This is a genomic window from Bacillus cereus group sp. BfR-BA-01347, assembly GCF_022663835.1.
GTDB lineage: Bacteria > Bacillota > Bacilli > Bacillales > Bacillaceae_G > Bacillus_A > Bacillus_A thuringiensis_K.
This window is the reverse complement of the sequence record NZ_JAKUGG010000006.1, coordinates 163,171-189,414: the sequence shown is the minus strand read 5'-3', so window position 1 is coordinate 189,414 and position 26,244 is coordinate 163,171. Positions and strand designations below refer to the sequence as shown.

The following is a 26,244-nucleotide window of genomic DNA, read 5'->3' as shown; positions in this document are numbered from 1 at the left end:
ATACAACTGCACTCCAATAAATAAAACGTGGAAACTTAGTTTAGAACGAATCACCTTTTTCACACGGTTTTCCAAATAACAAATGAACCAATTTAATCAACATAATCACTTCTCCATATAATTGTTAATATTCTTTTCTTCTTAGAACTGAACATAAATCACATACCATGTACCACCCATATTCACACATTCCTTACTTTTTTTATTTCTCGTATACTTACTTTAGATTCCGAGATGAAATGTAAGGCTAATGTCCCTCCAATACACTGCAAACTAATTTGTTGTTCCTACTCTCTAATTATACCATTACAATAATTTTCATAGTTCATTTTTAACGGAATATTCCGATTCAAATTAATAAATGATATATTAAAAAATAAGGAAAGGAAGCTAGATTTCTCTACCTTCCTTTCCTTATTTTTATATTTCCACACTTTCTTTCCCTTTTGCAACATAGCTCATATCTCCAACCGACTCGACTGTGTATGTTCCGTCTTTATATACAATCTTCGTCACACTAGCATTTTCTACTCCAAGTTTTGTTTTGCTACTGTCTAACATTTCTATTAAGGTAGTAATCAAAAGCCCATGAACGACAACTAAAACGTTACCGCCACCATTTGCAGCAGATTCTTCACTAATTTTATCAATCTCTGCTTTTATACGAGTAGAAAATAATTCCCAATCTTCCGCCTGTTTTGTAGGGTCCGCTGCTCTAATAAGATTAATCACTTCTTGAATAGAAAACTTCATAAGTTCTTCTGGTGATGCAACGCCCGCAGCTTTTCCAACCACATCCCACATATTTTCAAGTTTTTCACCTTCAAAAATACCAAAATTTAATTCTCGTAAATTTTTTCTTTTCTTAAGTTTTAACTTTGTTTGCTCACTATATTTTAATACTAAATTAGCAGTTTCAATCGCTCGGCCGCTATCACTACTATATGCATTCGCAAAATGAACATCTTTTAATCCCGTTCCTAAATTAGAGGCAACTTCCACACCTTTTTCTACTAACGGAGAGTCTGCCCAACCTTGCGCGCGATGGTTCGTATTTAATATTGTTTTACCGTGCCTTGTAACATATAACGTAACTACATTCTCATTGCTATCTGTTTCTCGATTCTTCATTCAATTCTCTCCCTTTACATTTCTATATCAATTTTACCACCTTAATTATTCATTGAGCAAAATATACGTAAGTAGATTTACTTAATAAAAAAAGCTATCTTTCTGTATATCCCTACAAAAAGATAGCATCTTTTATGATTATATTTTCAACCGATACTCTTACTCAGCAAAAGCACTCGAATATTGCACAACTCCTTCTACACCTTGCAGAGCGTTCTCGCTTAGCTCAATCACCATAAACACTTCATCTGGCACTTCAAATGGTGCTTTTATATTCCACTCACTTGCTTTCTTAAAGCCAAATTTCGGATAGTACCCTGGATGTCCTAACACTACAACTGATCCGTATCCAAGTTCTTTCGCTTTTTCTAAAGCAACCGTAATCAGTTTTCCACCAATTCCTTTCTTCTGATGGTCCCTAACAACTGAAACTGGTGCAAGTGCTAACGATTCTACAGAAGTTCCACCTTGTTCTATTGTAATTTTCGATAACATAATGTGACCAACTATATCTTCATCTACCGCAACAATTGATAACTCCGGAACAAACGCGTCACATTCTCTAATACGTTTTACAAGTGCATGTTCTGTTTTATCACTAAATTCTTCATGTAAAAATGCTTGTTGTACCACTTCTTCTGTTTTTCTATAATCGTTTTTTTGCTCTTGTCTAATCGTTACCATTCTATATTATCCTCTATTCTTTCTTATTTCTTTTTGGATTTTACGAAGCGCTTTTTTCGATCCGCGCTCAATATCGTGCTGCATTTTTCTTTCTTTATAATCGACAAATAGTGTATTTAAATCATATCCCTCTGGGTATAATTCCTTTGCTGCTACCTCTAACGTAATACGTTTTATATTCACTTCAACAAATTCACCGTTATAATATACAACAACGTTATAAAAATTATCTTTTTCCTTATAGATAATACCAAAATCATCATAATCTAATAAATTCACACGATCGCCGATTTTATACTCATAATGAAATTCTCTTTTTTCTTGTACAAATTTCGGTTTTCTAATTTTACTTTCATTCACTTTTTCTAAAGCGTACTCTTTATTTCCCATGTACTCTTTCGCTCTTTTCAGCACATGTTCTTTTACGCTCATTTTATTCGCAATCCAAAGTGCATTACTTTCTCCTGATTTTCCGATAACTAATTTATAAAGGGGCTCTAACGTTTCACTATTAAACTGCATCGCTGCATTCATAAAGTCATCGTGCATTTCTGAGAATCGTTTAATTTCTCCGTAATGCGTACTCGCAACGGTAATACATCCCGTAAGGTAAAACTCTTCTAAAATTGATATTGCAAGTGCTGCACCTTCATTCGGTTCTGTACCGCTTCCTATTTCATCAAATAAAAGTAACGTATTATTATTTGACATGCTCATAATCTCAGAAAGATTTTTCATATGAGATGAAAATGTACTTAGTGCGTTTTCGATACTTTGATTATCACCAATATCTACAAATACATTTTCAAAAATAGCGATTTCTGTACCTTTATCTCCTGCAATATGAAGACCTGACATTGTAGCTAATGTTAACAATCCAATCGTTTTTAACACAATTGTCTTTCCGCCCGCATTCGGCCCTGTAATAATTAAACTACGATACTCTTGACCAATTTTAAAATTTAAGGGTACAACTTGCCCTGTTAAAAGCGGATGCTTACAATTCACTAAATGAATGTAGCCATGATCATTTAACTTCGGCTCTATTCCATTGATTGATTTACTAAACTTCGCTTTTGCAAATACCATATCATACTGACTAATTAGCTCCATGTTAATCTTTATACTATAAATGTTTTCTAACACCATTCCTGATAAAGTCGCTAAAATTTGATATTCTTCAACCGCTTCTTCTGCTTTCAAACCTGCTAGTTCTGCATTCAATTTCGTAACCGTATGTGGTTCTATAAATACAGTAGAACCTTTTGCCGAGGCTTCAATAATACTTCCGGCAACTTGGTTTTTATAGGAAGATTTAATTGGAATCGTATAACGGTCATCCTTTTTACTAATAAAGAATTCCTGAATGAATTTCTTATTTGAACTACTATTTAAAAACTTCGTTAAACGTTCTTTTATTTTCCCATCTACAGAATCGATATTATTTCGAATTCGTTTTAACTCTTTACTTGCAGCTGCATCAATACTATTTCCTTTAATTGAAAAGTTAATTTCCTCTTCAATACTTTTATATTCAGTCATTGAATTTGCATAAGAAGCTAATACTGGTGCAAAAAATTCTTTATCTAACATAAACTTTTTAATCTTTCTACATCCGCGTAAAAAGTCTGAAACACTGACTAATTCTTCTGGATCTAAAATCATCCCTTTTTCTAATTTTTGAATTGTACTAGCAATATTAGAAATGCCGAAGAAAGGAACATGCCCTTCTGCATCTAATATAGCTCGTGCTTCTGTCGTTTCATTCAAGCGATTTCTCACTACTTTTATACTCGTACTAGGCTCTAATTTGTTTAATAATTCCTTACCTAATCCACTTACACAATAAGATTTCACTATATCCTTTAATTCGTTATATTGTAACTTTTCAAAAGTCATCGTATTCATTTTGTTTCTCCTCACTATGATTGATTTTTATCATAAATGAAGATACCTACTCATTAGATTCCAATGAGCCATATATAAAATTCCATAATTATACAATAAAAACATATACAAAAAAGCTGCGGGGATACCGCAGCTTTTACATTTACAAGGCATGTGTAATAACATATGAGGAAATAAGCCATAAAAAATAGATGGCAGTCCCTTATTACACGCTTTATAAAGTATTGTAGGTATCTTCATAGGTTTTGAAATAAATGCATGACAAAATTAGGGGTATGATGTACATAAAAATCCCCTGGTCTTATCCGATTTATTTCATTAAATTTTTCCTATTTAATACCTACCGCACTCACAAAAAGCACCTCTCATTAAGTTATATTATAGTCATTGAAATCTAATTTATTGAAATCATCATACTATATGTTACGTGAGAAGTAAAGGTGCCATACTTCAGTAGTACGCAACTCTACACTTCAATATTTCTTAAATTAGACCTATATTCGCTGAGGAGAAATTATAAGAAGCGCCTCCGCTATTGCGAATGTCATTTCCTTCCCCTAATACATTTAATAATTATGACAAGCAATGATAGGAGGTTACTATATGAATGAAGAATATAATATTTTACATGGACCTGCTCTGGAACCAAATTTAATTGGTCCCACACTACCATCAATTCCACCATTTACTTTCCCTACTGGACCTACTGGAATCACAGGCCCTACCGGTGCGACAGGTTTTACCGGAATTGGAATAACTGGTCCCACTGGGGTTACTGGTCCTACCGGAATCGGAATAACTGGTCCCACCGGGGTTACTGGTCCTACCGGAATTGGAATAACTGGCCCCACTGGGGTTACTGGCCCTACCGGAATTGGAATAACTGGTCCCACTGGGGTTACTGGCCCTACCGGAATTGGAATAACTGGTCCCACTGGGGTTACTGGTTTAGGGATTCTTCCCGTATTTGGAACAATAACTTCTGAAGTAGGAATCGGTTTTTCAGCAGTAGTTAATACAAATGTTAATTTTACAATCCCAGGACCTGCTAATGGAACTACTCTAAATCCATTAAATAATTCTATTACAATTGATACCACTGGCGTGTACTCTGTATCCTTTTCAATTGTATTTGTAATACAAGCTATATCGTCTAGTATATTAAATCTTACAATAAACGATTCCATCCAATTCGCAATTGAAACGCGAGTTAGTGGTGGTTCTGGGGTAAGATCAACATCTGCCAGAACTGATTTACTATCTTTAAATCAAGGGGATGTTCTTCGAGTACGAATAAGAGAAGCCACAGGTGATATTATTTATTCCAACGCATCTCTCGTTGTTTTAAAAGTCGACTAATTCGTTTATGAAAATAAAAATTTAAGAATGATAACAATATAAAAAGAAGAGGAAAACTTATATTTCAGTCTACCTCTTCTTTTTCATCACAAAATTACTGTTGAACATATATGGAAACTGATCCTCCACTTACTTGGAACTGCCCCCACCCATCCTTATTAATTGTTACAGTATTTGTTTGATTACCCGTAACATCGTACCATACTTCCCCTGCGTTATTCTTTCCAACATCCATCCACTTCGATCCTCCTGGTCCATCAGAGATTAATGTTGCTAAACCAGAATTAGCATGCACACTATCACCTTCTCTTGTCCAGCCAATCACATCTGGATGATCAAAATAATCACGCTGCGTACCATATGCAAAGTTTTTTCGTGCCGTCAAAATCGGATCAATTTTGTCCTTTAACGCTGGAATTTCATAGTTACTATTTCCTTTTGTACCATAGTAATCACCATAGAAAACAGAAGGATACCCCTCTGCACGCGTTAAAATAAATGCATATGCCAGCGGTTTGAACCAAGGGCTCACTACAGATTCCAATGACTGACCAGGCTGTGAATCATGATTTTCAACTAGAGTAACCGCAAGTGTAGGATGATTCGCAACTACCGTTCCTTTTAAAATATTTCTCATATCATAATTTCCATTTCCTGTTGAAGCATAATGAAAATTATAATGAAGTGGTGCATCGAACACAGATTGATTATAATTAACCTTCGCTAAATAATTATTTAAAGTCTGGATATCATTTTGCCAATATTCAGCTACTGTAAACAGTTCTTTCCCAGTTTGCTGTCTAACATGATTTACCCAATCGCGCAAATATTCATGATCAATATGTTTAACAGCATCTAAACGAAAACCATCTAAATTTAATTCATTCGCATACCACATTCCCCATTTTTTCATTTCATTCACCACATCTGGATGATCAAAATCAAGATCCGCATACATCAAATAATCATAATTTCCATTCTCGCTAGACACTTCCCAGTCCCACGCTTTACCTATACCCCTAAATTTATAAATTCGATTTAATTTCCTTCCTTCATCCCAATCCGTTCCGTCAAAATGATACCATTTCCATTTGAAATTAGAATAAGTATCTCCACGCCCTGGAAAGTTAAATCCCGTCCACGCACTAATTTCATAATCACCTGATACTTCAATATTCCGATTGCTCGGGTCTACCTCAACTGCTGTGACAGTTTCCGTATAATCAGCTCCACCTTTATGATTCATAACTACATCACCGTATACATCGATGTTTTTCTTATGTAAAGCGTCAATTGCAGATCTCAATTGTGCTTTCGTCCCATATTTCGTCCGCACCGTTCCCTTTTGATTGAATTCCCCCAAATCATATAAATCATATGCTCCATATCCTACGTCATTTTGCGTAGTTCCTTTATATGCAGGTGGTATCCAAACAGATGTAATTCCTTTTTGCGCTAAATTTTCAGCATCAGTACGCAAACGATTCCAATGATTCCCATCATTCGGAGCGTACCACTCAAAATACTGCATTAGCGTTCCATTGTTAACTGTATCTGCATATGCTCTACTCCCTCCATATATACTAGGTAAAAACATAACAATCGACAATCCGACTATTGTTATTCTTTTAAACATCTGTACACCATCCCTTTCCAAGAAAGCGTTTGCATAGTTTGTCAGAATTATTATAATATTACACCCATCTGTTAGTAAAGTATCAATCTCTCACTCTCCCACATTATTTTAAATTTCCCTTCAAATATTCAGCGTAGTTTTAATTTCACATCCCATCTAAGATTGTTTACAATTTACCTATATAAGCATAATGGAGGGATTTCTATGACCGACTTTCAAAAACATTTTTTTTCAAGATTACATATAGAAGAAAAAGACACAGTTTTATTTGAAGATTTATCTAACATTATGTACGCAATGGCACAAACTGTTCCTTTTGAAAACTTAAATATTCTCGAAAAGAATTTTACAGAAATATCAAAAGAAAATTTGAAGGAGAAAATTTTAGTAAATAACCGTGGCGGTCTTTGTTATGAACTCAATCCTACTATGTATTACTTCCTGAAAGATTCAGGATTCGATGTTCATCTCGTTTCAGGAACAGTTTATAACGCTGCAAACTCCATATGGGCTGTTGATTCTGGCCATATCGCAACCGTTTTAACACATCATAATGAACTTTATTTAATTGAAGTAGGATTTGGATCATACTTACCTCTTGCCCCTGTCCCTTTCTCAGGTGAAGTCATTCACTCTGTTACAGGAGATTATCGTATTCGTAAAGAAATGACCGAAAAGGAAAACTACATTTTAGAGATGCGGAAAAACAATGAGTTCTTGGATCAATCTTCTGCTGATGATTGGACGTTAGGCTATGCATTTTATATAGAAGAAGTGGATGAAGAAAAAGCAAATACAGCACAAAAAATTATCGTTGAACATGAAGGATCACCCTTTAATAAAGTACCTCTCATTGTAAAACTAACTGAAGATGGGCATGCCTCTTTAACGAAGGATAGCCTTACAGTAGCGAAAAATGGTAAAAAAACGAAAGAAACCGTTACAGACATGCAATATACAAACCTTTTACATTCAAAATTCGGAATTACACTATAAGTAAGTAAGCCTTGTTATTTTAGCAGGGCTTTTCAATTTTCAGCAGGGATTTTTTGCAATTTGTTGTATTTCATAGTTATATAGAAATATAACTACATGTTTAGAAAGGAAATGATTATGACAGAACTTAAAGATCGATTACAAGTAGCTGATATAGAAAAATGGGATTTAACAGACATTTACCATACAATTGAAGATTGGGAAAGTGATTTTCATAAAATTGAAGTATTAACGAAGGAATTACACGAGTTTAATGGAAATATTCACGATGGCAATAGTTTATTAGCTTATTTAACGAAGAGTGAAGAAATTTCTAGCATAATATCTTTAATGTTCGCTTATGCACGATTACAATCTGACCTTGATACACGCGATACTGACGCGCAATCTCTTGTCGATAAAGTATCACAATTACACGTGAAAGTAAGTGCAGCTAAATCTTTCTTTTCCCCCTTCTTACTTAGCATAGACGAAAACACATTACATTCTTACATAGAAGAAACAGAAGGCTTACAATATTATAAAGAAGACTTGTTTGAATTATATCGTTATAAAAAACACGTATTGAATAAGGACCAAGAAGAAATTTTATCACAAATGGGTGAAGCTCTTTCCTCTCCACAGCACACATTTGGTATGTTGAATAATGCAGATATATTATTTGGTGAAGTGACGACTGACGATGGAGAGAAAATGAACTTAACACGCGGAATGTATGCAAAATTAATAGAAGATACGAATCGTGAAAAGCGTAAAGAAGCTTATAAAGCATATTACAAACCATATGTTCAGTTAAAGAATTCCATCGCATCTACTTTATCCGCTGCTATTAAAAATAATGTTACTGTTTCGAAGCTAAGACACTATCCATCGGCGTTAGAGAAATCATTATTTGGCGATATGGTTCCGAAAGAAGTATATGAAAACCTAATTGATACAACGAAAAAAAACATTCAAACATTACATACATACAATGAAATTCGAAAAGAAAAATTAAACGTAGATGAACTAAGACAATACGACCTAGGCGTCGATTTAGTAGAGGGTGCAAAACAAGACATTCCATATAGTGAAGCATTTGACATTATGATTGCATCACTAGCTCCTTTAGGAGAAGAATATATTGAGACATTAAAAAGTTTTAAAGATAAACGATATATAGACGTAAGAGAAACACCAGGAAAACGTTCTGGTGCTTATAACTTTGGTGTATACGGTGTTCATCCTTTCATTCTTTTAAATCATCACGATGATTTAAACAGCCTGTTCACTCTTACTCATGAATGCGGGCACGGTATGCATACGCACTATTCACATGGATACCAACCAAGAATTTCTGCACATTATTCTATCTTTGTCGCAGAAGTCGCTTCTACAGTAAATGAAGTGTTATTAATTCACTATTTATTAAAAGAAGCAAAAGAAACGAACGTGCGTAACCATTTAGTTAACCATTTTATTGAGAAATTTAAAGGTACTTTCTTTACACAAATCATGTTTGCAGAATTTGAAAAAATCACACATGAAATGGCTGAGCAAGGTAAACCATTAAATGCCCAAGTCTTCAGTGAAATTTATGAAAAGCTATTTAAAGAATATAACGGTGATTCACTTGTATTTGATGAAGAAGTAAAATACGGATGGGCTAGAATCCCTCATTTCTACCGCCCGTTTTACGTATACAAATATGCAACTGGATTCGCATCTGCCATTCAAATCGCTGATAAACTATTACGTGGTGATCCGAATGCTCAGAAAAATTATATTGAATTCCTTAAAGGCGGAAGTTCAGACTACCCATTAAACTTATTGAAAAAAGCTGGCGTCGATTTAACAACGCGAGAACCGATTGAAAGTGCATTGAAACAATTCACTCAACTTGTTGAGGAGTTTTCAGCTCTATAAAAAAGAGCCCCTCGCTAGAGGCTCTTTTTTATATTCCCTTTCCTTCTATTAAATCATTCGCCATTTTCCTAAATTCTTGATTAAATGCATCATTCATACCATTTTGGACGTTAGAAAATAATATGACAAACGTTCGTTTATCCCAGTTAAAATTATTAAAAGTGTTCCAGCCAGCTAATACACCGTGGTTATGATAATAATCTGGGTAAATATAGAAACTAAATCCATATTTTCTTGCAGGTGATGCAGAAAACATATCTGATACACTTTGTTTAGAAAGTAGTTTACCATCCATAATAGCTTCATCTAACTTTTTCATATCTTCAACAGTCGTATACATTTCACCACAACCATACAGCCAGTTCATTTTTAAGCGAGGCGTGGCTATTAACTTATTATCTTTTTTCGTATACCCTTCTGCTAAGAAAATATCCTCTGGAAGTGTTGCGCCCATTCCAGATTCATGCATTTCAACAGGAGTCAAAATATTTTCTTTCACATATTCAGCAAGTGGTTTATTCGATATTTTTTCTACAATATATGCAAGCACCATATAATTATAATCTGTATATTTCCATCCTGTCCCTGCTGGAAATTGTAACGTTTGTGCCCCAATCCACGTTACTAATTTTAACCGTGATGCTGCATCAACACTACCTTGTCCCTGTTCTGGTAATCCAGACGTATGTGTTAACAAGTTTCGTAACGTAATGTTTTTATCTGCTGGAAACGATGGGATATATTTATTTACATTGTCTTCAATGTTCAACTTCCCTTTTTCTTTTAATTGCATAATAGATATTGCAACAACTGTTTTCGTAATAGAACCAATGCGATATTTCGTTCTTGGCGTTGTTAATACTTGATCTTTCACATTCGCATAACCGTAGCCTTTTCGTAAAATGACATGATCTTTACTTGCTACAAGAACACTCCCATTAAATCCTTTATCTTTTAAATACTGATCTAATTTTCCAGCTGCAATTTCATAACGCTTTTTCTCATTCGCATCAACTTCCTGCTTAACATCTTTTTGCTTACTATTTACATTAGAAAATGCCTTTGCATCATATTTTTTTCCTTTATTTGCATGTATTAGTGTAACAACACTTCCACAAAAAACAGCAAAAATAAAGAAAATGATTAACCATTTCTTTAACATACTAGGAACCCTCTTTTATCTAGTTTCACTTAACGTATATCCATTCTATCTTTTAATTATCAAGTATATTATAATATTATTTAATATTCACTCTGTTAAAACTAGATTCCTTTTTCTCATTTTCAATTTTGACTACTCTCTATTGTATTTCTTTCTTGCAAAATTTCCAACATACAATCGGATGCATTACACTATAATTTCAAATTCTTTTGTAACATTTGTTACATACTAAAAAGAATGGAGATGTAATATGAAAAACACCGATAAACGCAATCGTTTAGATGATAAGGTGTTTCATTATCGGATAACAAAAAATAACATTGTATTAATTTAATATTACAGAAAACAGATTATGATATTAAAAGGAAATGATGCTGAAAAACTTTTAAATAAAATAAATCATGCAAATAACGATAATGAAAAACAGCTAATTATGGCTAAAATTACAGGTAATTTCAAAAGAGGCAATGAACGAAATTGAAAATGAATCTCATTTACATTTTGATTATACAACAAATAAAAAAAGAAATGTCGGTCATTCAACATTTCTTTAGACTTTCTTCATAAAAAATTTACATTGCTAACATTCCTTCATTTTCTATACTTCCTATATAAGCTGACCGCTGAAATAGTTAGTAATACAACTATGCATAACCACGCATACGTATATCCCTTCTTATCTACAATATAACCAAATAAAGCAGGCGCAGCAATAATGGCAATTTGATTTAATGTAAGTGCAAAACTCACTGTCATCCCTACCGATTCTTCACTTGCTGATTCTGCAACTTCAGTTATAAAAAGACTAAACCATCCAATTGAAAAGAACCCTAACAATGCACTTACACCATACAATACATTCGTTATTGTATGTATGCTCATTACTAATATTAGAATGAAGAAAATAGAAATACAAACAGTTATAAATAAGAGGGTACGCCTATTCCCCTTATAAAATAAATCACTAGTAGCTGCTAATATAACCCTACCAACCATTCCAGAAAAGAACATAACGGAAAATACTTTTCCAGCTAAAATTGGCGTGATTGATTGTTCCAATACTAAAAATTTTATAAAGTGTGCAACTAGAACCATTTGCAATGAAATCATACAAATGCCAGTTATATAAATTGCATACAACTCTTTTTTACACATCACTTCTTTTAACTGCATCCAAAAAGAAAGTTTACTACGTTCTTGTTTAACTTTCTCTTGAGTATATGGTTCCTTATAAAATATAAAAAATAAAAGCCCTCCAATTATACAAATGCATGCAATACTATTTACCGCATAGGCCATATTATATTTTATTGTAAGAAACGGGATCAATACTCCCGCTAATGTACCACCAATCGGTATACCGGCTTGTCTAATCCCCATCGCTAACCCGCGATTTTCTTTTGAGAACCACTTCATTATCACCTTACTTCCTCCTGGCTGCGAAACACTATAAAACGTTCCTACTAATAAAAGTACAAAAAGTAACCCATTAAATCCATTGACCATATTAGTCAGTAAAAACGAACCTCCTAGTAAAAATGAACTTATCGAAATTAACAACTTTTCATTGTATTGATCAAGTAGCCGCCCGACAAAAAGCATACAAAATAGCGGTCCTATATTTACAACACTTACTAACAATCCAATCTCCGTATTCGTAAGTGCATATTCTTCTTTCCAAAATAAAGCAAACGCTCCAACACCATACGTTATAAGTGTCGCTGTTGTTTGAGCAACCGTCGCAAAAATTAACATAACCCACTTATAAGTACTATTCACCCTTTCTTCCATTAACACAATAATCCCTCCACCCCCTTCCATTGTATGAAAGTTCTGATATCATATAAAATAAAGATTTATCATGTGATCCATCAAAAAAAATGATACCTTTTCTGGAGGGATGATACTTGGATATAAAAGATTTAACTGTATTTTACGAAGTTGCGAAAGAAGAAAACATATCTCACGCAGCTAAAAATTTAAACTATGTACAGTCTGGCGTAACAATGCGTATGAAAAAACTAGAAAACGAATTAGGTGTGCCTTTATTTTACCGAAACGGAAAAGGTGTAACTTTAACTTCTAACGGTGAGATTTTATTAACATACGCCAAACAAATTATCCACTTAATGGATCAATCTGTTAAAGCAGTTCAAAGTAATGGGATCGAACCAAGAGGCACTTTAAAAATTGGATGTACAGAATCTACAACCGCTGTAAGACTTCCATCTATATTAACGGCCTATTATGAAAAATATCCAAAAATCGAATTGATTTTAGAATCAAATACGACGGAACAATTGATTAGGCTTGTACTAGAACGAAAACTGGACGGAGCGTTTATAGCTGGCTCTACTCAGCATGCCGAACTTCATACAAATATATTTCGTAAAGAAGAATTAGTTCTCATTAGCAAAAAGCCTTTATCTTCCTTTAAAGACATAGGAGACATGAATTTACTTGCATTTAGTCACGGGTGCTATTATAGAAATTTATTAGAAGATTGGCTTCAAGAAGAAGGAATTTCACCTAAGCGAGTATTAGAGTTTGGAACAATTGAAGCGATACTCGCATGTGTAAAATCAGGTATGGGCATAGCAATTATGATGAAGTCTATTTTAAATGGTCATCAACATGACATATCATTCAACCCTTTACCAAATAGCTTCAAAAAAGTTCTTACTACTTTTATTACTAGAAAAGATATATATCACTCTGCTGCATTACAAAAATTTATGGAGATGACTCACAATGCGTGAAAAGAAAATACGTGGTATGAAACGAAAAACAAACACTGTGATAAAGCGAATTGAGGAACATACAAAAACGTTCCCTTCTACTTTCTATAACGATGAATATTGGAATATGCTATTGCCAGTTTCGCAAGCTTTTATTGACTCTCGTAAAACACCTAGAAAAGTAAAACGGTTATGTATTCAAACCTTATTAAATCAAGCAAATCATTTAATAAATATGAAACCGAGCGATACACATACATATCGAGTTGTTGTTTTGATTTCTATAAATAATTTGTGGGATTCGCAAATCATTATATTTAAAAATGAGGACTACTTTCATAATTTCTTTAATAGAGATAGTGAATTTCAAAAATGGATTCTTCTTTCAAATGAAATTGATTTTTGGGAGACATGGGAAATTTCAGTTTATCATTCCTTCAAAACGCTTCACTTTCAAGAAATTATTTATGATGCAGATGAATGCTATCAAAAAGAGATTACGTTTATCGGGGAGTTAGATTAAAAAGGGTATACCTAAAACACTGGTATACCCTTTTCCACTTATTTTTCCTTCAATACACTATGTAATCGATCCGGATAATTTGTAAACATTCCTGTAGCACCCCATTTGATTAACAGTCTCATATCTGGTTTCTCATTAATTGTATAAGGGTGAATTAACAGTCCATTTTTCCTAGCCATTTTCATATATGACTCATCAATAATTAGTTCTCCGTTATCATTACGTAAGTTTGGTCCAATACCAGCTGCATACTTTTTAATTTCTTGAAAATCATCATTCGTTACACTTTTCGGTTCATGTGTAATGCCAGACCATTCAACAATTTCATTGTTTTCATTTGGATAATACCAAAGCAATTGAACTAACGGAATATTTTCATTCATACTATGAATCTTTTTCAAACTATCTTTACTAAATGATTGAATCATAACACGGCTAGAAGACATGTTTTGGCCTACTAAATTATATTTTTGTAACAACGCCAACAATTTCTCTTCCATTCCTGGATACACATCTGGTGATTTTGTTTCAATATAATACTTCATACTTCTTCCATACTTTTGGAAGATTTCTTCAAGAGTTGGAACCTTTTGCCCAACATACTCTTGCTTAGCCTTTTCTGGATACGCTTTATTAAACCATGATCCAGCATCTAAACTCTTTATTTCGCTTAACGTTTTATCGCGTACTTCGCCTGTTCCATTTGTAGTGCGATCAACTGCTGTATCATGCATTGCAATTAATTGGCCATCCTTTGTTAATTGAATATCTAACTCTAAATAATCCGCTTTCATTTTTTTCACTAAATTATAAGAAGCAAAAGTATGCTCAGGTGCATGTCCACTTGCTCCGCGATGTGCAATATTTAAAAGCTTATTCGTATTCCATTCATGCTTTCCTTCTGCTTTCGCATGAACAGCTCCCCCAGCAAAGATACTTCCCGTCATAAAGAAAATAACTAAAACGCTAATAATCTTTCTCATCCTTCTAACCCTTCCTACGTTGCAAATTTCAACAAGCTAATGAGATTTACACGAAATAGAAGACACACTTTCATTATTTTTATAAACCTATATTAAAATTCCAATCTTACAAATATACTTTCTCTATATTATTAATAAACTAGTATTATCCTATTTAATTTCTATAGCCCTCCTTTTCACATGTAACTCCCTATTTTGTACGGTTCATTCAATAAAAAAAGCCATAAATTATTTAGAATACACTCCTGTGTCCCTAAATAAATTTATGGCTTTTCTCAAATATCTCCGGCCTCTATTAACTTGTCGAATTTAATCATATCAAACCTATTGAAATTTGTGAATATTTTTTTCAGTACAGTGAAGCACATAAAACAATATTTCTGTAGTTACTTAAAAATCACATAATAAATTTCTCATTACCTCTTCCAATACTATATCTGGATTTACTACCGTTTTTTCCGAACGCCATCCGATAAAGCCATCTGGTCTAATTAATACAGCACCTCCATTCTCTATACCATATAATTTGCTAAAAATATCTTCTGGAGCAACAAAGTCTCCACTTAAACCAACACGATACCCTTTTATATTTATTCCTAATTTAGCTGAAACAGTATGTGCTGCCTCAGCCCAAGAACTATTTTCTACTCCTGTAAGTAATACAAAACTGTTACCGAATAAGTCTAATGTAGAAACTTTCTTCCCTTCATACGTTCCCCATAAATGTGGCGCTCGCGTTCCAGGTCTTCCGTTCAACTCTATGCTATCCATTCTATACGGAGTTACTGAATCATCTATAATCGCCTCTGAACAATACTGATATCCAACTGTAACAGCTAAACCATCCATATTATTCAAACTACCTTCCTCTCTATTTGCAGCACGAAACAGTAAACTACTTGAATAAGCTGTCGTTAATTTTGCAACAGAGTGTCTCTCCTCATGATATGTTTCTAACAATTTTGGTTTTGCCTTCCCTTTTATAACAGCCGCTAATTTCCAAGCTAAGTTATGTGCATCTTGTATTCCTGTATTTGAACCAAACCCTCCTGTTGGCGGCATAATATGTGCTGAATCTCCAACTAAAAAGATTCGATTTTCTTGAAATTTCACCGCTGTACTTTCGGCCGCTTCCCACGGTAAAACACTTAATATTTCTGAATCAATATTTGTACTTCCAATTGCTATTTGAGTAATTTGTTTACAACGTTCTATAGTGAAGTCCTCTAACCCCTCTCCTTTTAATGGATCGTAGGCTACATGATAAATCCATTTTTTTACGTTATCAACCGGGATAAGTGCACCAAGAACCTCCGGATGAAGTACCATCGAAAAACCGAATGCATATCCTTGTATAAACTCACTTAAATCAGCTTCAAAATAAATATTCATATAATAGCCACCAATGGTTCCACGACCCTCAGCTTTAATCCCTAACTGCTCACGTATTTTACTTTTCGCTCCATCCGCTGCAATTACATAGTCACAATGTATGACACTTTCTTTTTCTGTTTCACGATTTCGAATCGTTGCTTTTACCCCGTTTTCATTTTGTTCAAATGAAACTAATTCATGATAAAAAGATAGTTGCCCGCCTAGCGTTTTCGCTTCTTGTAACATCATTTCTTCTAAAATAATTTGATAACACGCAGTTTGTTTTGATGGACTAATCTTTTCTATTTTTTGAAGTAATTCTTCATCGTTTCCGTATTGCGTCGCTCTCATTTGTTCCAATTCTTCTTTATTCGCCTCAGCTATTGTATGAACTGCTATTCTTCCTCGGCAGTTCTCTAATGCTTTACCTGCCAATTTAATTTTTTGTTCCAAACCTAATTCTCGAAATAACTCCATTGTACGTAAAGTAAGGCCGCCTGCTTTCGGATGAATGGCAGTAGACGGATGCTTTTCAATAAGTAAGTACTCAATGTTATGTTTTGCAAGAAATAACGCAGACGCTAACCCAGATAATCCCCCTCCAACAATTAAAACTGGTACATAATTCGATTTCATATATTTACCCTCCACATCATTGTTCTGAGCTCAGTGTCATAAATATAATCAAAAAAAACATTAAAATATAGACTTATATTTCATTTTGAATTATCATATAGATAGATTACGCCCCAAAATCCTTTTTACCTTTTCATACATCTATAATCCACCTGAATTGTGTCTGTATGAAAGTGTAAAACAAAAGAACGTACTTTACGTTGAACTATGTTCTATCGTAAAAATCAAAAATAATGCAAACATTATAAGCGGTCGTAACCTTATCGATTATACAAGGTTACGACCGCTTATTTTATTGTTACATCATTTTTTGTTTTTAAAACTTCATCTATTGTGTTATATAGTCCTTCCAATCCCTTTTCTATCTCCCTATAATTTTCAAAAATAAAAAATTCATTCGTCTCGATTTTCTTTCCCAATATTGCACCTCATACAACAATCATGTAGCATTACCGTATCGATGTAATGGTTCATCATCTTAAACCTTTCGACTAATTACCAGGAGGTAAAGTGATTGAAATGAATAAACAAGAACAATTAAATGTTATAAAAAAAGATTTTATTGATTCTCAAAAAGTATTATTGGCAATTGGCGATGAAACACGTCAAGCTATTTTGTTAGTTCTCATGGAAACGGAATGTCAAACCGGATTACGTGTAGGAGAAATCACGAAACAAACACACCTTTCTCGACCAGCGGTATCGCATCACCTTCGGATTTTACGAGAAGCTGGTATTATTTTAATGCGAAAAGAAGGTACAAAAAACTTTTATTATATTGATATACGTACAAAATTAAGTTTATTAAAAAATCTTGTATTAGATATCGAAAAGCTATTACACAACTTTTATTGAAATGTGGAGGTATAAGAAATGAAAGCAATGATAATTGATAAATACGGGAAAGTTCCAATGCGTATGGCAGAGGTACCTACTCCTGAAATAAATGAGCATGAAGTGCTCGCAGAAATTCATGCAGCTAGTATTAACCCAATTGACTTTAAAATACGTGATGGAAAAGTAAAGATGTTACTTAAATATGAAATGCCCCTAATCCTTGGGAATGACTTTTCCGGTGTTATCGTAAAGGTTGGGGCAAAAGTGACTAACTTTAAAGTCGGTGATGAAATATATGCACGCCCAAGAAAAAATAAGATTGGTACTTTCGCGGAATATATAGCCATTCATGAAGATGATATAGCTTTAAAACCAAAAAATTTAAATTTTGAGGAAGCTGCTTCGATTCCACTCGTTGGCTTAACATCATATCAAGCATTACATGACATTATGCAATTACAAAAAGGACAAAAAATATTAATTCACGCTGGGTCTGGTGGTGTTGGTACTTTCGCAATTCAGTTAGCAAAAATAATGGGTGCTACTGTTACAACGACTGCTAGTGAAGCTGGTGCAAATTTAGTAACGTCTCTTGGCGCAGATGAAATTATTAATTACAAAACAGAAAAATTTGAAGATATACTAAAAAATTATGATGCGGTATTTGATACAATCGGCGGTGCAACACTTGAAAAATCATTCAATATTATAAAAAGCGGCGGAAACATTGTTTCCGTTTCAGGTATGCCGAATGCTCGCTTCGGTAAAGAATTTGGTTCAGGATTCTTTAAAACTCTCTTATTTTCATTAGCCAGCAAAAAACTTACTGCACTTGAAAAAAAGCATAATGCTCAATATTCATTTTTATTTATGAAGCCAAGCGGGGGTCAATTACGTACTATTGCAAACTATATTGAAGCCGGAAAAATCAAACCGGTAATCGATCGAGTCTTCCCTTTTGAAGATGCGCAAAAAGCAATGGAATATTCAGAGTCTGGAAGAGCAAAAGGAAAAATAATTGTAAAAATTAAATAATAATAAAACCTCCATTTTCTTAAAATGGAGGTTTTAAATTTGCTGTTAAATAGACATAGTGCAATGAAGTCCTTACAATAGATTGCAAGGGGAAATATTATATTATACTTTTAGCTAACTTTACAAAGAATACATACGTACAAATACATAACTTAAAATATAAAAAGGAGGAGATACAATGACTAAAATTAATGAAACAGGTTGGAATTTAGATAATAGTTATACGACTTTACCACAATCATTTTATACAGAAATCCCCCCTACTCCCGTAAGTTCACCGGAGTTAGTTAAACTAAACCATTCATTAGCGATATCTCTTGGCTTGACCCCTGAAGAACTGAATAAGGAAGCTGAAATTGCTATTTTCGCTGGTAATGCACTCCCAGAAGGAGCTCATCCATTAGCTCAAGCATATGCTGGTCATCAATTCGGACATTTTAATATGTTAGGCGACGGTCGTGCTCTTTTAATTGGCGAACAAATTACTCCTTCAGGTGAGCGTTTCGATATTCAACTGAAAGGTTCTGGCCCTACTCCCTATTCACGCCGAGGAGATGGCCGTGCTGCACTCGGTCCGATGCTACGTGAATATATCATTAGTGAGGCAATGTATGCACTTGATATTCCGACTACTCGTAGTTTAGCAGTTGTCACAACTGGTGAAGCAACATATCGTGAAACAAAGTTACCTGGAGCAATTTTAACTAGAGTAGCTAGTAGCCATATACGCGTCGGTACATTTCAATATGCTGCAGCTCGTGGTTCAATAAAGGACCTTAAATCGCTAGCTGACTATACGATAAAAAGACATTACCCAGAAAGTGAATCCCATGAAAACCGATATACTGCATTACTACAAGAAGTCATAAAAAAACAAGCAAGTCTTATCGCAAAATGGCAACTTGTTGGATTTATTCACGGCGTAATGAACACTGACAATATAACGATCAGTGGCGAAACAATTGATTACGGTCCTTGTGCATTTATGGACAATTACGACCAAGGAACCGTATTTAGCTCTATTGACACACAAGGTCGTTATGCATATGGAAATCAACCATATATGGCCGCATGGGATCTCGCACGACTAGCAGAATCTTTAATACCGATTCTGCACGAAGATGATGAAGAAGCACTAAAAATCGCTCAAGACGAAATTTCGAAATTTAGCGTACAGTATGAAAACAATTGGTTCCTTGGAATGAAAAAGAAATTAGGACTATTTAGCAACGAAGAACAAGATCAATCACTTATTGAGCAACTTTTAAAAATGATGGAGAAATATAAAGCAGATTACACTAATACATTCCGTTCATTAACTCTTGATACGTTAGAAAATACCCCTCTATTCGATAGTCCTGAATTTAAAGAATGGTACAAACTGTGGCAATCTCGATTAGAAAAACAAGAAGAATCGAAAGAAAACGCCTACGAGATGATGAAAAATAATAACCCATCAATCATCCCGAGGAACCACCGTGTAGAAGAAGCACTAGAAGCAGCTGTTACAAATGACGACTATAGCGTAATGGAGAAACTTCTTGAAGCTTTATCAAACCCTTATGCGTATTCTACAGATCAAGAAGAATACTGCATTCCGCCTGCACCGACGAATCGTCCTTATCGTACTTTTTGTGGGACTTGATTGTTTAACATGTAAAAAGGTGTGTTCATACAGATTGTGTGAACACACTTTTTTATATTCTCCCCTCTCAACTAGAACTTTAAAATGCACCTTTCCCGATTCCTTTTCTTTACTCCAAAACAAAAATTAAACTATTCCAATAGACTTACTCATAAGCTCGTTAAACAAATATTGAGAAATAAAAATTACATTTCTAAATATTGTTATTTTTGATAATATATTTTATAAGAATATTCAAAAAGTGAGGGGATTTCATGAACGTTCAACTACAAGGTAATGAACAAATTACGAAATTATTTAATGATTGGTATTTAGCTATGCTTAAACAAGATGTGTCCCAGGCGACAAACTTAAAGCATGAAATTGAGGAAAAGGAACTAAACTTTGAAGAAGATGAAAACTTAGCATTATATCATTCCTTACTAGACTTTCGATATAAAGTTTTAGTAGATAGTTTAAGTATTTCAAAAGATTGTTTTGATAAAATAGATTCTTACTTAATCTCATCCAACCATCCACTGGCTTACTACTATCACTTCTTTAAAGGCATTTATGCAACTTTAACCACAGACTATAACTTAGCTAGCGAACATTATGAACAAGCTAAGTTATTACTAGTAAATAACACTGATAATCTAGAGCATGCTGAATTTTATTATCGAATGGCGATTTTCCATTATCACTTTTATCAACCAATTGAATCCATTGAATATGCAACTAAGGCTAAAGAGATTTTCGATAAACATACTGGCTACGAAGTTAAAGTTGGATTATGCAAAAATACATTAGGTGCCTCATTTGTATATTTAAAACAATATGAACAAGCGGAAGAACAATATAATTCAGCAATACACCTTTTACAAAAATCTAATGAAAAAGAATTAATTTTAAGTGTACGTAATAATTTGGGTTGGTTATATGCGAGTCAAAACCTCTCCACACTCGCAATCCGTCACCTATCAGAAGTAACTGAAAAGAAACCTACACATTTCAAAGCTCTCTTCTTGCAAGCAAGAGAACACTCTAAACTAGATGAAACTAGTATTGCTGAAGGGTTAATCCAAAAAGGGTTAAAAATTTGTACTGAATTAAATAATGAAGAATATATATATCATTTTAAAATTCTAAACGAACTAAATAATAATGTTGCTTCTGAAGAATTAGAAACAATTATTCTTAAAGGAATTACGTTTTTCGACAAAGAATTATTATATAACTACACTCAAGAATACTCAGAAAAATTAGCTGTTAAATTTTATAGTGAAAATAACCACATTAAGGCAAGTGAATATTTTCATAAAGCGTTACAAGCAAAAGAAAAAACGTTTGAGAAAGGGGCATTGAAATGATTAAAAAAATTAGCTCTGTTTTTTTAGGACTATCTGTTTTCGGTATTCTAGCTACTGGTATTCATAGTTCATTTACATACCAAGCGGGTCATGCTGATCTTCCTGCACCACAAAGACCTGACCTTGTTCAATCTGTTGACGCAAGTAAAGACTACAACTCAACAACAACTGAAAAAGCACTTTAAAAAACGGAAGACCTTCAATTAAGAAGGTCTTTTTAAATACGCTTATTTAGAATATTTCCCTTTCATGTAGGCTTTATTTTCTCATCAACTCCGCAATCCTCTTACTCTCCTCACTACCAACTTTCTCAAGTTTCTCCACAACTAAATTCTGTCTCTCTACAGAATGATTTTGACTTAACTTCGCTTTTCCTTCTATTTTATTTATCTTTATTTTGAATCCAACTATTCCCTTACTTAATCCTCCCATATAATTCGGATCTACATCATTAAGTGAGTAGGTGCTCTCTGGATCTTCATATTTATTTACTAAATCTTGAAGAGAATCTACTAATGTCTTCTCATCTTCAACAATTTCTAATTCACCATATACATGCACTGCAACGTAATTCCATGTTGGTACTGCATTGTTTGTTTCATACCATGACGGAGAGATGTAACTATGTGGTCCTTGAAATATAGCTAGTACTTGCTGAGTCCCAATATCTTTCCACTGTTCATTCGGCCGTGCGAAGTGACCATGTAAAGTAAGGGTCTCCCTATTTAATAACAACGGCAAGTGCGTTGCATATGGTTCTCCGTTATGTTGAGAAAATAATGTCGCAAAGCTATTTTGTTCCATTATTTCGTACTTCATCTCTTCATCTTGTATTGCGAAATATTTTGGTATGTACATAAGCTCCCTCTTTTCCGCTCTTTTCTATTTTATTTCCTATTATATTTAGTAACCGCATCAATCAACAGGGCCAGTTTGTATTTGTTTTATAATGGCAGCTTTCTATTTCAAAACAATAGGCAGCATGTATTCCATGCTGCTTTAGTTTATTTTTTCTAATATATTTGTAATAAATACGGTCTTACCCTCAATATAACTAGATCGATTTTTCGTCTCTCTCGCTAACTCTTCCTTTAAACGTCCATATTCAGCAGCAACGGCTTCATGTTCACGAAGGTAATCCCGAAACGCTATATGTTTTCTTAACTCTTCGCTATTTTTGTCACACACATATAAATGATGTTCCATCCAAACTGTATTTTCTTCACTCCACGGAACGAGAGCATCCTTTCTACCAAACGCCTCTCTCCCTTTGTAACTCCATTCTGCCTGATGATAGTATCCTATCGTTTCGAGCCTTTTTACTACTTCAGGAAAAATTTCGTACTCTTCTATTACTATATCAATATCTAATATTGGTTTTGCTGCAAGTCCTTTAACAGATGTACTCCCAACATGTTCAATAGATACAATGCTGTCTTCCATTACATTGTTAATAAGAGTGTGTATTTTATTAAATTCATTTTCCCATTTGACATTATATTCTTCGATAGCAATTCTCTGTTTCAACCTATCCCTCTTCTCAAAACAAATTATAACCGTTGAATATGAGTATCCTTAAAATCCGTCTCATATTTCAATCCATATCCAAACATTCGATCCATTCCAATATGCGCTGTCCATATTAAGCCAATCATTATAACTGTATCTACCTTAAAATAGACACCTATGATAGCTGTTACTATTGATATAATATATGTGTGAAAAATATTATAAATTTTAGCGCCTACATGATTATTTATACTATACGCTAACATTGATAAATCCGGAGCTAAAAGGAATACAAAAAATATAATCCAACTAAACTCATATATCGAATACATATAAATCGTGGCTAAAAATACAACCATTCCTTCAAAATGTACAGTACGTTTTTGCATTATTTATCATTCCTCTATTTCAAATGAAATGCTTATCTCTTATTTTTCTATATTTATTGATACATTTTCATCGCTGAAAGTATTCTTTGCATTTTTTGACCAGATGGTTGCTAAAATTGGTCCTGCAATGTTATGCCATACCGCCGCTAATACACTTGGGAGTGCAGCAGCAGGTCCAAAATGCGTTGTCGCCAGTGCAACACCTAAGCCAGAATTTTGCATTCCTACTTCTATTGAAATAGCCCTTCTTGTCCCTTCGTCTAGTCCAAGTACGAACGCAGTTATATATCCGAGCAAAAAACCGAAAGCATTATGGAGCATCACTGCAATAAAAATAAGAAGTCCTGAAGAAGTAATGCTACTTACATTTGCTGAAACAACTGCGGAAACAATAATAATAATTGCTACAACCGATATTAAAGGAATAACAGTCATTCCTTTATTAACGATACGAGGGAAAAACTTTTTCACTACTAGTCCTAAAATAATAGGCACAATAATGACTTGTACGATAGAAAGAAACATGGACATAGCATTTACTGGCATCCATTGCCCTGCAAGTAATAGTAGAATGAGCGGTGTAGCAATTGGTGCTAGTAATGTTGATAATGAAGTCATTGCAATAGACAACGCTAAGTTCCCTTTTGCTAAATAAACCATAACATTTGATGCAGTGCCACCCGGTACTGAACCGAGCAACACTAATCCAGCTGCTAATTCCGCTGGTAAATTCATAACGTAGGCTAGTACGTATGCGACAAGTGGCATAATAATAAACTGAGCACATACACCGATAATAACTGGCAATGGTTTTGTAGCGATGATTTTAAAATCAACAGCCTTTAATGTTAATCCCATCCCAAACATTACAATCCCAAGTAAAATCGTTATGTAACTAGTTAACCCTAGAAATGGCACGGGAATGAAGTATGCAATAGCTGCCATACAAATAACCCAAAATGCAAAATACTTTCCAGCTATATTACTTATCGCTTCTAGTACTTTCATCCAATCAGCCCCTATCTTTTAATTGAAACACCTTATTCGGATTCAAAATATTTTGCGGATCAAGAGCTTTCTTTATTTTCTCCATTACAAATAATGCCGCCCCATGTTCTTCTTCTTGATACTTTCGTTTTCCGATTCCAACGCCATGTTCTCCTGTACACGTTCCTCCTCGTTTAAGAGCATACAGAACGATACTTTCGTTTATTTCGTCCGCCTTCTTTACTTCCTCTTTATCATTTGTGTCAATCATTAAGAGTACATGGAAATTCCCATCTCCAACATGACCGAGAATACCGCCAATAAGCCCTACTTTATCTAATACCTCTTTCGCATGTTGAATCGCTCCAGCTAATTCCGAAATTGGCACACATACGTCTGTACTCATTAGCTTTTTACCAGGATAACTATGCACGTAAGAGTACGCTAAGTTATGTCTTGCATCCCACAGTTTATTTCTCGCTGCTGTTTCCGTCTCAAACGTAATTTCTATACATTTATGATCAAGAACGATTTCTTTCGTAAATTCAATATCTTGCTTTAACCCTGCTTCATTGCCGTGAAACTCTAAAAACAGTGTCGGTTCTTCTCTGTAACTTGTTTCATTATAATAATTTACTTGTTTCATAGATAATTCATCAACGAGTTCAATTCTCGCGATTGGAATACCTGCTTGTAATATGTTAATTACAGCTTCTACTGCATCATTTATAGTTGGAAACGATGCCCTCGCAGCCATAACATGTTCTGGTATACCGTATACTTTTAAAGTTAACTCCGTGAAACATCCAAGTGTTCCTTCTGATCCTACGAAAATACCATTTAAATGATAACCTGATGATGACTTCGCCGCTAAATTCCCGGTATGTATTACTCCTCCATCAGCAAGAACGACTTCTAAATCTCGAACTTGATCACGCATTACACCATACTTTACCGCTGTCGTTCCGCTCGCATTTGTAGCAGCCATTCCTCCTAACGTTGCATCAGCTCCTGGGTCTACACTAAAAAATAATCCATACTTTTTCAATTCTTTATTAAGCTGAGAGCGCGTCACCCCTGGCTGTACTCTCACAAGAAAATCCTTTTCTCTTATTTCAAGTATTTTGTTCATAAGAGAAAAGTCCATTGTAATTCCTTTTTCGTAAGGAATTACATGTCCCTCTAAACTGGATCCTACTCCAAATGGAACGACAGCTGTTCCGTGCTGACTCGCTATTTTCATTATCGCGCTAACTTCTTCGGTCGTTTTTGGAAAAACAACTACATCAGGTAAACTACTAACGTGGTAAGATTCATCTTTACTATGTAACTCTCGTACTGTCATATTTATTACTACTCGATCTTCAGGAAGTATGCCTTTTAATTCATTTACTACATGTTCAATTGTTATTTCCATAATCAACTCTCCTTTTTAATTTTAAAACAAGTATACCATCT

Annotated in this window: 24 protein-coding genes; 11 read left to right on the top strand and 13 right to left on the bottom strand. The window is 34.2% G+C overall.

The annotated features are described in order from the left end of the window. Positions 1-420: 420 nt before the first annotated feature. The 3 genes from MR143_RS12440 to MR143_RS12430 form a co-directional block, all read right to left on the bottom strand. Positions 421-1,131, bottom strand: a complete 711-nt coding sequence (locus tag MR143_RS12440; protein ID WP_000797115.1) for a histidine phosphatase family protein — start codon at positions 1,129-1,131, stop codon at positions 421-423. A gap of 159 nt (positions 1,132-1,290) precedes the next feature. Further along, entirely contained in the window at positions 1,291-1,815 is a 525-nt protein-coding gene (locus MR143_RS12435) for a GNAT family N-acetyltransferase (protein WP_000256483.1), read from the bottom strand. A 6-nt stretch (positions 1,816-1,821) separates the two neighbouring features. Further along, positions 1,822-3,723 carry an endonuclease MutS2 gene (locus tag MR143_RS12430; RefSeq protein WP_001095192.1) on the bottom strand — a complete coding sequence of 634 codons (1,902 nt, stop codon included), beginning with the start codon at positions 3,721-3,723 and terminating at the stop codon, positions 1,822-1,824. 603 nt (positions 3,724-4,326) lie between these two features. Between MR143_RS12430 and MR143_RS32950 the strand changes: the two genes are divergently transcribed. After that, entirely contained in the window at positions 4,327-5,082 is a 756-nt protein-coding gene (locus tag MR143_RS32950) for an exosporium leader peptide-containing protein (RefSeq protein WP_089148888.1), read from the top strand. A gap of 94 nt (positions 5,083-5,176) precedes the next feature. Here MR143_RS32950 and amyS read toward each other — a convergent pair whose 3' ends face one another. After that, on the bottom strand, positions 5,177-6,718 hold the full coding sequence (amyS, locus tag MR143_RS12420) for an alpha-amylase (RefSeq protein ID WP_000476394.1): 1,542 nt from the start codon (positions 6,716-6,718) through the stop codon (positions 5,177-5,179). Positions 6,719-6,922: 204 nt separating this feature from the next. Here amyS and MR143_RS12415 point away from each other — a divergent pair, with 204 nt between their 5' ends. Together MR143_RS12415 and pepF are read left to right on the top strand one after the other, a co-directional pair. Next, positions 6,923-7,714 carry an arylamine N-acetyltransferase family protein gene (locus MR143_RS12415; protein WP_242280789.1) on the top strand — a complete coding sequence of 264 codons (792 nt, stop codon included), beginning with the start codon at positions 6,923-6,925 and terminating at the stop codon, positions 7,712-7,714. 117 nt (positions 7,715-7,831) lie between these two features. Next, positions 7,832-9,619, top strand: coding sequence for an oligoendopeptidase F (gene pepF / locus MR143_RS12410; RefSeq protein WP_199717900.1), 1,788 nt, complete (start codon positions 7,832-7,834; stop codon positions 9,617-9,619). 28 nt (positions 9,620-9,647) lie between these two features. On the opposite strand, the gene MR143_RS12405 is transcribed toward pepF, so the two are convergent. Beyond that, positions 9,648-10,781 carry a serine hydrolase domain-containing protein gene (locus tag MR143_RS12405; protein ID WP_000915169.1) on the bottom strand — a complete coding sequence of 378 codons (1,134 nt, stop codon included), beginning with the start codon at positions 10,779-10,781 and terminating at the stop codon, positions 9,648-9,650. A gap of 352 nt (positions 10,782-11,133) precedes the next feature. Here MR143_RS12405 and MR143_RS33180 point away from each other — a divergent pair, with 352 nt between their 5' ends. Then, positions 11,134-11,262 (top strand): hypothetical protein, encoded by a 129-nt coding sequence (locus MR143_RS33180; protein ID WP_000600991.1) that lies wholly within the window; start codon positions 11,134-11,136, stop codon positions 11,260-11,262. A 110-nt stretch (positions 11,263-11,372) separates the two neighbouring features. Here MR143_RS33180 and MR143_RS12395 read toward each other — a convergent pair whose 3' ends face one another. Then, complete coding sequence (locus MR143_RS12395) at positions 11,373-12,602, bottom strand: MFS transporter (RefSeq protein WP_003302165.1); 1,230 nt, start codon at positions 12,600-12,602, stop codon at positions 11,373-11,375. An 86-nt stretch (positions 12,603-12,688) separates the two neighbouring features. Here MR143_RS12395 and MR143_RS12390 point away from each other — a divergent pair, with 86 nt between their 5' ends. Beyond that, positions 12,689-13,540: a LysR family transcriptional regulator gene (locus MR143_RS12390; RefSeq protein ID WP_242280788.1), complete on the top strand. Its 852-nt coding sequence runs from the start codon at positions 12,689-12,691 to the stop codon at positions 13,538-13,540. Next, on the top strand, positions 13,533-14,042 hold the full coding sequence (locus MR143_RS12385) for a DUF3916 domain-containing protein (RefSeq protein ID WP_001208346.1): 510 nt from the start codon (positions 13,533-13,535) through the stop codon (positions 14,040-14,042). Before MR143_RS12390 ends, MR143_RS12385 begins: the two co-directional genes overlap by 8 nt. A gap of 38 nt (positions 14,043-14,080) precedes the next feature. Here the strand turns inward: MR143_RS12385 and MR143_RS12380 are convergent, their stop codons facing one another. Together MR143_RS12380 and MR143_RS12375 are read right to left on the bottom strand one after the other, a co-directional pair. Beyond that, the gene (locus MR143_RS12380) at positions 14,081-15,025 is read right to left on the bottom strand and encodes a glycerophosphodiester phosphodiesterase (RefSeq protein WP_001226351.1); all 945 of its coding nucleotides are present in this window, start codon (positions 15,023-15,025) and stop codon (positions 14,081-14,083) included. A 390-nt stretch (positions 15,026-15,415) separates the two neighbouring features. Further along, positions 15,416-17,035, bottom strand: coding sequence for an FAD-dependent oxidoreductase (locus tag MR143_RS12375; RefSeq protein ID WP_000841672.1), 1,620 nt, complete (start codon positions 17,033-17,035; stop codon positions 15,416-15,418). A 510-nt stretch (positions 17,036-17,545) separates the two neighbouring features. Between MR143_RS12375 and MR143_RS12370 the strand changes: the two genes are divergently transcribed. The 5 genes from MR143_RS12370 to MR143_RS12350 all read left to right on the top strand — a co-directional run bounded on the left by MR143_RS12370 (position 17,546) and on the right by MR143_RS12350 (position 22,086). Beyond that, the gene (locus MR143_RS12370; RefSeq protein WP_000571881.1) at positions 17,546-17,890 is read left to right on the top strand and encodes an ArsR/SmtB family transcription factor; all 345 of its coding nucleotides are present in this window, start codon (positions 17,546-17,548) and stop codon (positions 17,888-17,890) included. 18 nt (positions 17,891-17,908) lie between these two features. Continuing rightward, positions 17,909-18,907 (top strand): NADP-dependent oxidoreductase, encoded by a 999-nt coding sequence (locus MR143_RS12365; protein ID WP_000646408.1) that lies wholly within the window; start codon positions 17,909-17,911, stop codon positions 18,905-18,907. A 178-nt stretch (positions 18,908-19,085) separates the two neighbouring features. Further along, positions 19,086-20,552 (top strand): protein adenylyltransferase SelO, encoded by a 1,467-nt coding sequence (locus MR143_RS12360; RefSeq protein ID WP_000161561.1) that lies wholly within the window; start codon positions 19,086-19,088, stop codon positions 20,550-20,552. 254 nt (positions 20,553-20,806) lie between these two features. Continuing rightward, positions 20,807-21,901 (top strand): response regulator aspartate phosphatase, encoded by a 1,095-nt coding sequence (locus MR143_RS12355; protein WP_001102707.1) that lies wholly within the window; start codon positions 20,807-20,809, stop codon positions 21,899-21,901. Continuing rightward, on the top strand, positions 21,898-22,086 hold the full coding sequence (locus tag MR143_RS12350) for a Phr family secreted Rap phosphatase inhibitor (protein WP_000592014.1): 189 nt from the start codon (positions 21,898-21,900) through the stop codon (positions 22,084-22,086). Before MR143_RS12355 ends, MR143_RS12350 begins: the two co-directional genes overlap by 4 nt. Positions 22,087-22,159: 73 nt before the next feature. Here the strand turns inward: MR143_RS12350 and MR143_RS12345 are convergent, their stop codons facing one another. From MR143_RS12345 to MR143_RS12325, 5 genes are all read right to left on the bottom strand, one after another. Then, positions 22,160-22,759 carry an FMN-binding negative transcriptional regulator gene (locus MR143_RS12345; RefSeq protein WP_000275795.1) on the bottom strand — a complete coding sequence of 200 codons (600 nt, stop codon included), beginning with the start codon at positions 22,757-22,759 and terminating at the stop codon, positions 22,160-22,162. Between the two features lie 141 nt (positions 22,760-22,900). Then, the gene (locus tag MR143_RS12340; protein ID WP_000813518.1) at positions 22,901-23,428 is read right to left on the bottom strand and encodes a GrpB family protein; all 528 of its coding nucleotides are present in this window, start codon (positions 23,426-23,428) and stop codon (positions 22,901-22,903) included. A gap of 23 nt (positions 23,429-23,451) precedes the next feature. Then, positions 23,452-23,799: a DUF4260 domain-containing protein gene (locus MR143_RS12335; RefSeq protein WP_001172140.1), complete on the bottom strand. Its 348-nt coding sequence runs from the start codon at positions 23,797-23,799 to the stop codon at positions 23,452-23,454. 39 nt (positions 23,800-23,838) lie between these two features. After that, positions 23,839-24,807 carry a bile acid:sodium symporter family protein gene (locus MR143_RS12330; RefSeq protein ID WP_000865852.1) on the bottom strand — a complete coding sequence of 323 codons (969 nt, stop codon included), beginning with the start codon at positions 24,805-24,807 and terminating at the stop codon, positions 23,839-23,841. Between the two features lie 4 nt (positions 24,808-24,811). After that, entirely contained in the window at positions 24,812-26,203 is a 1,392-nt protein-coding gene (locus tag MR143_RS12325) for an FAD-binding oxidoreductase (protein ID WP_000406581.1), read from the bottom strand. Between the last annotated feature and the right edge of the window lie 41 nt (positions 26,204-26,244).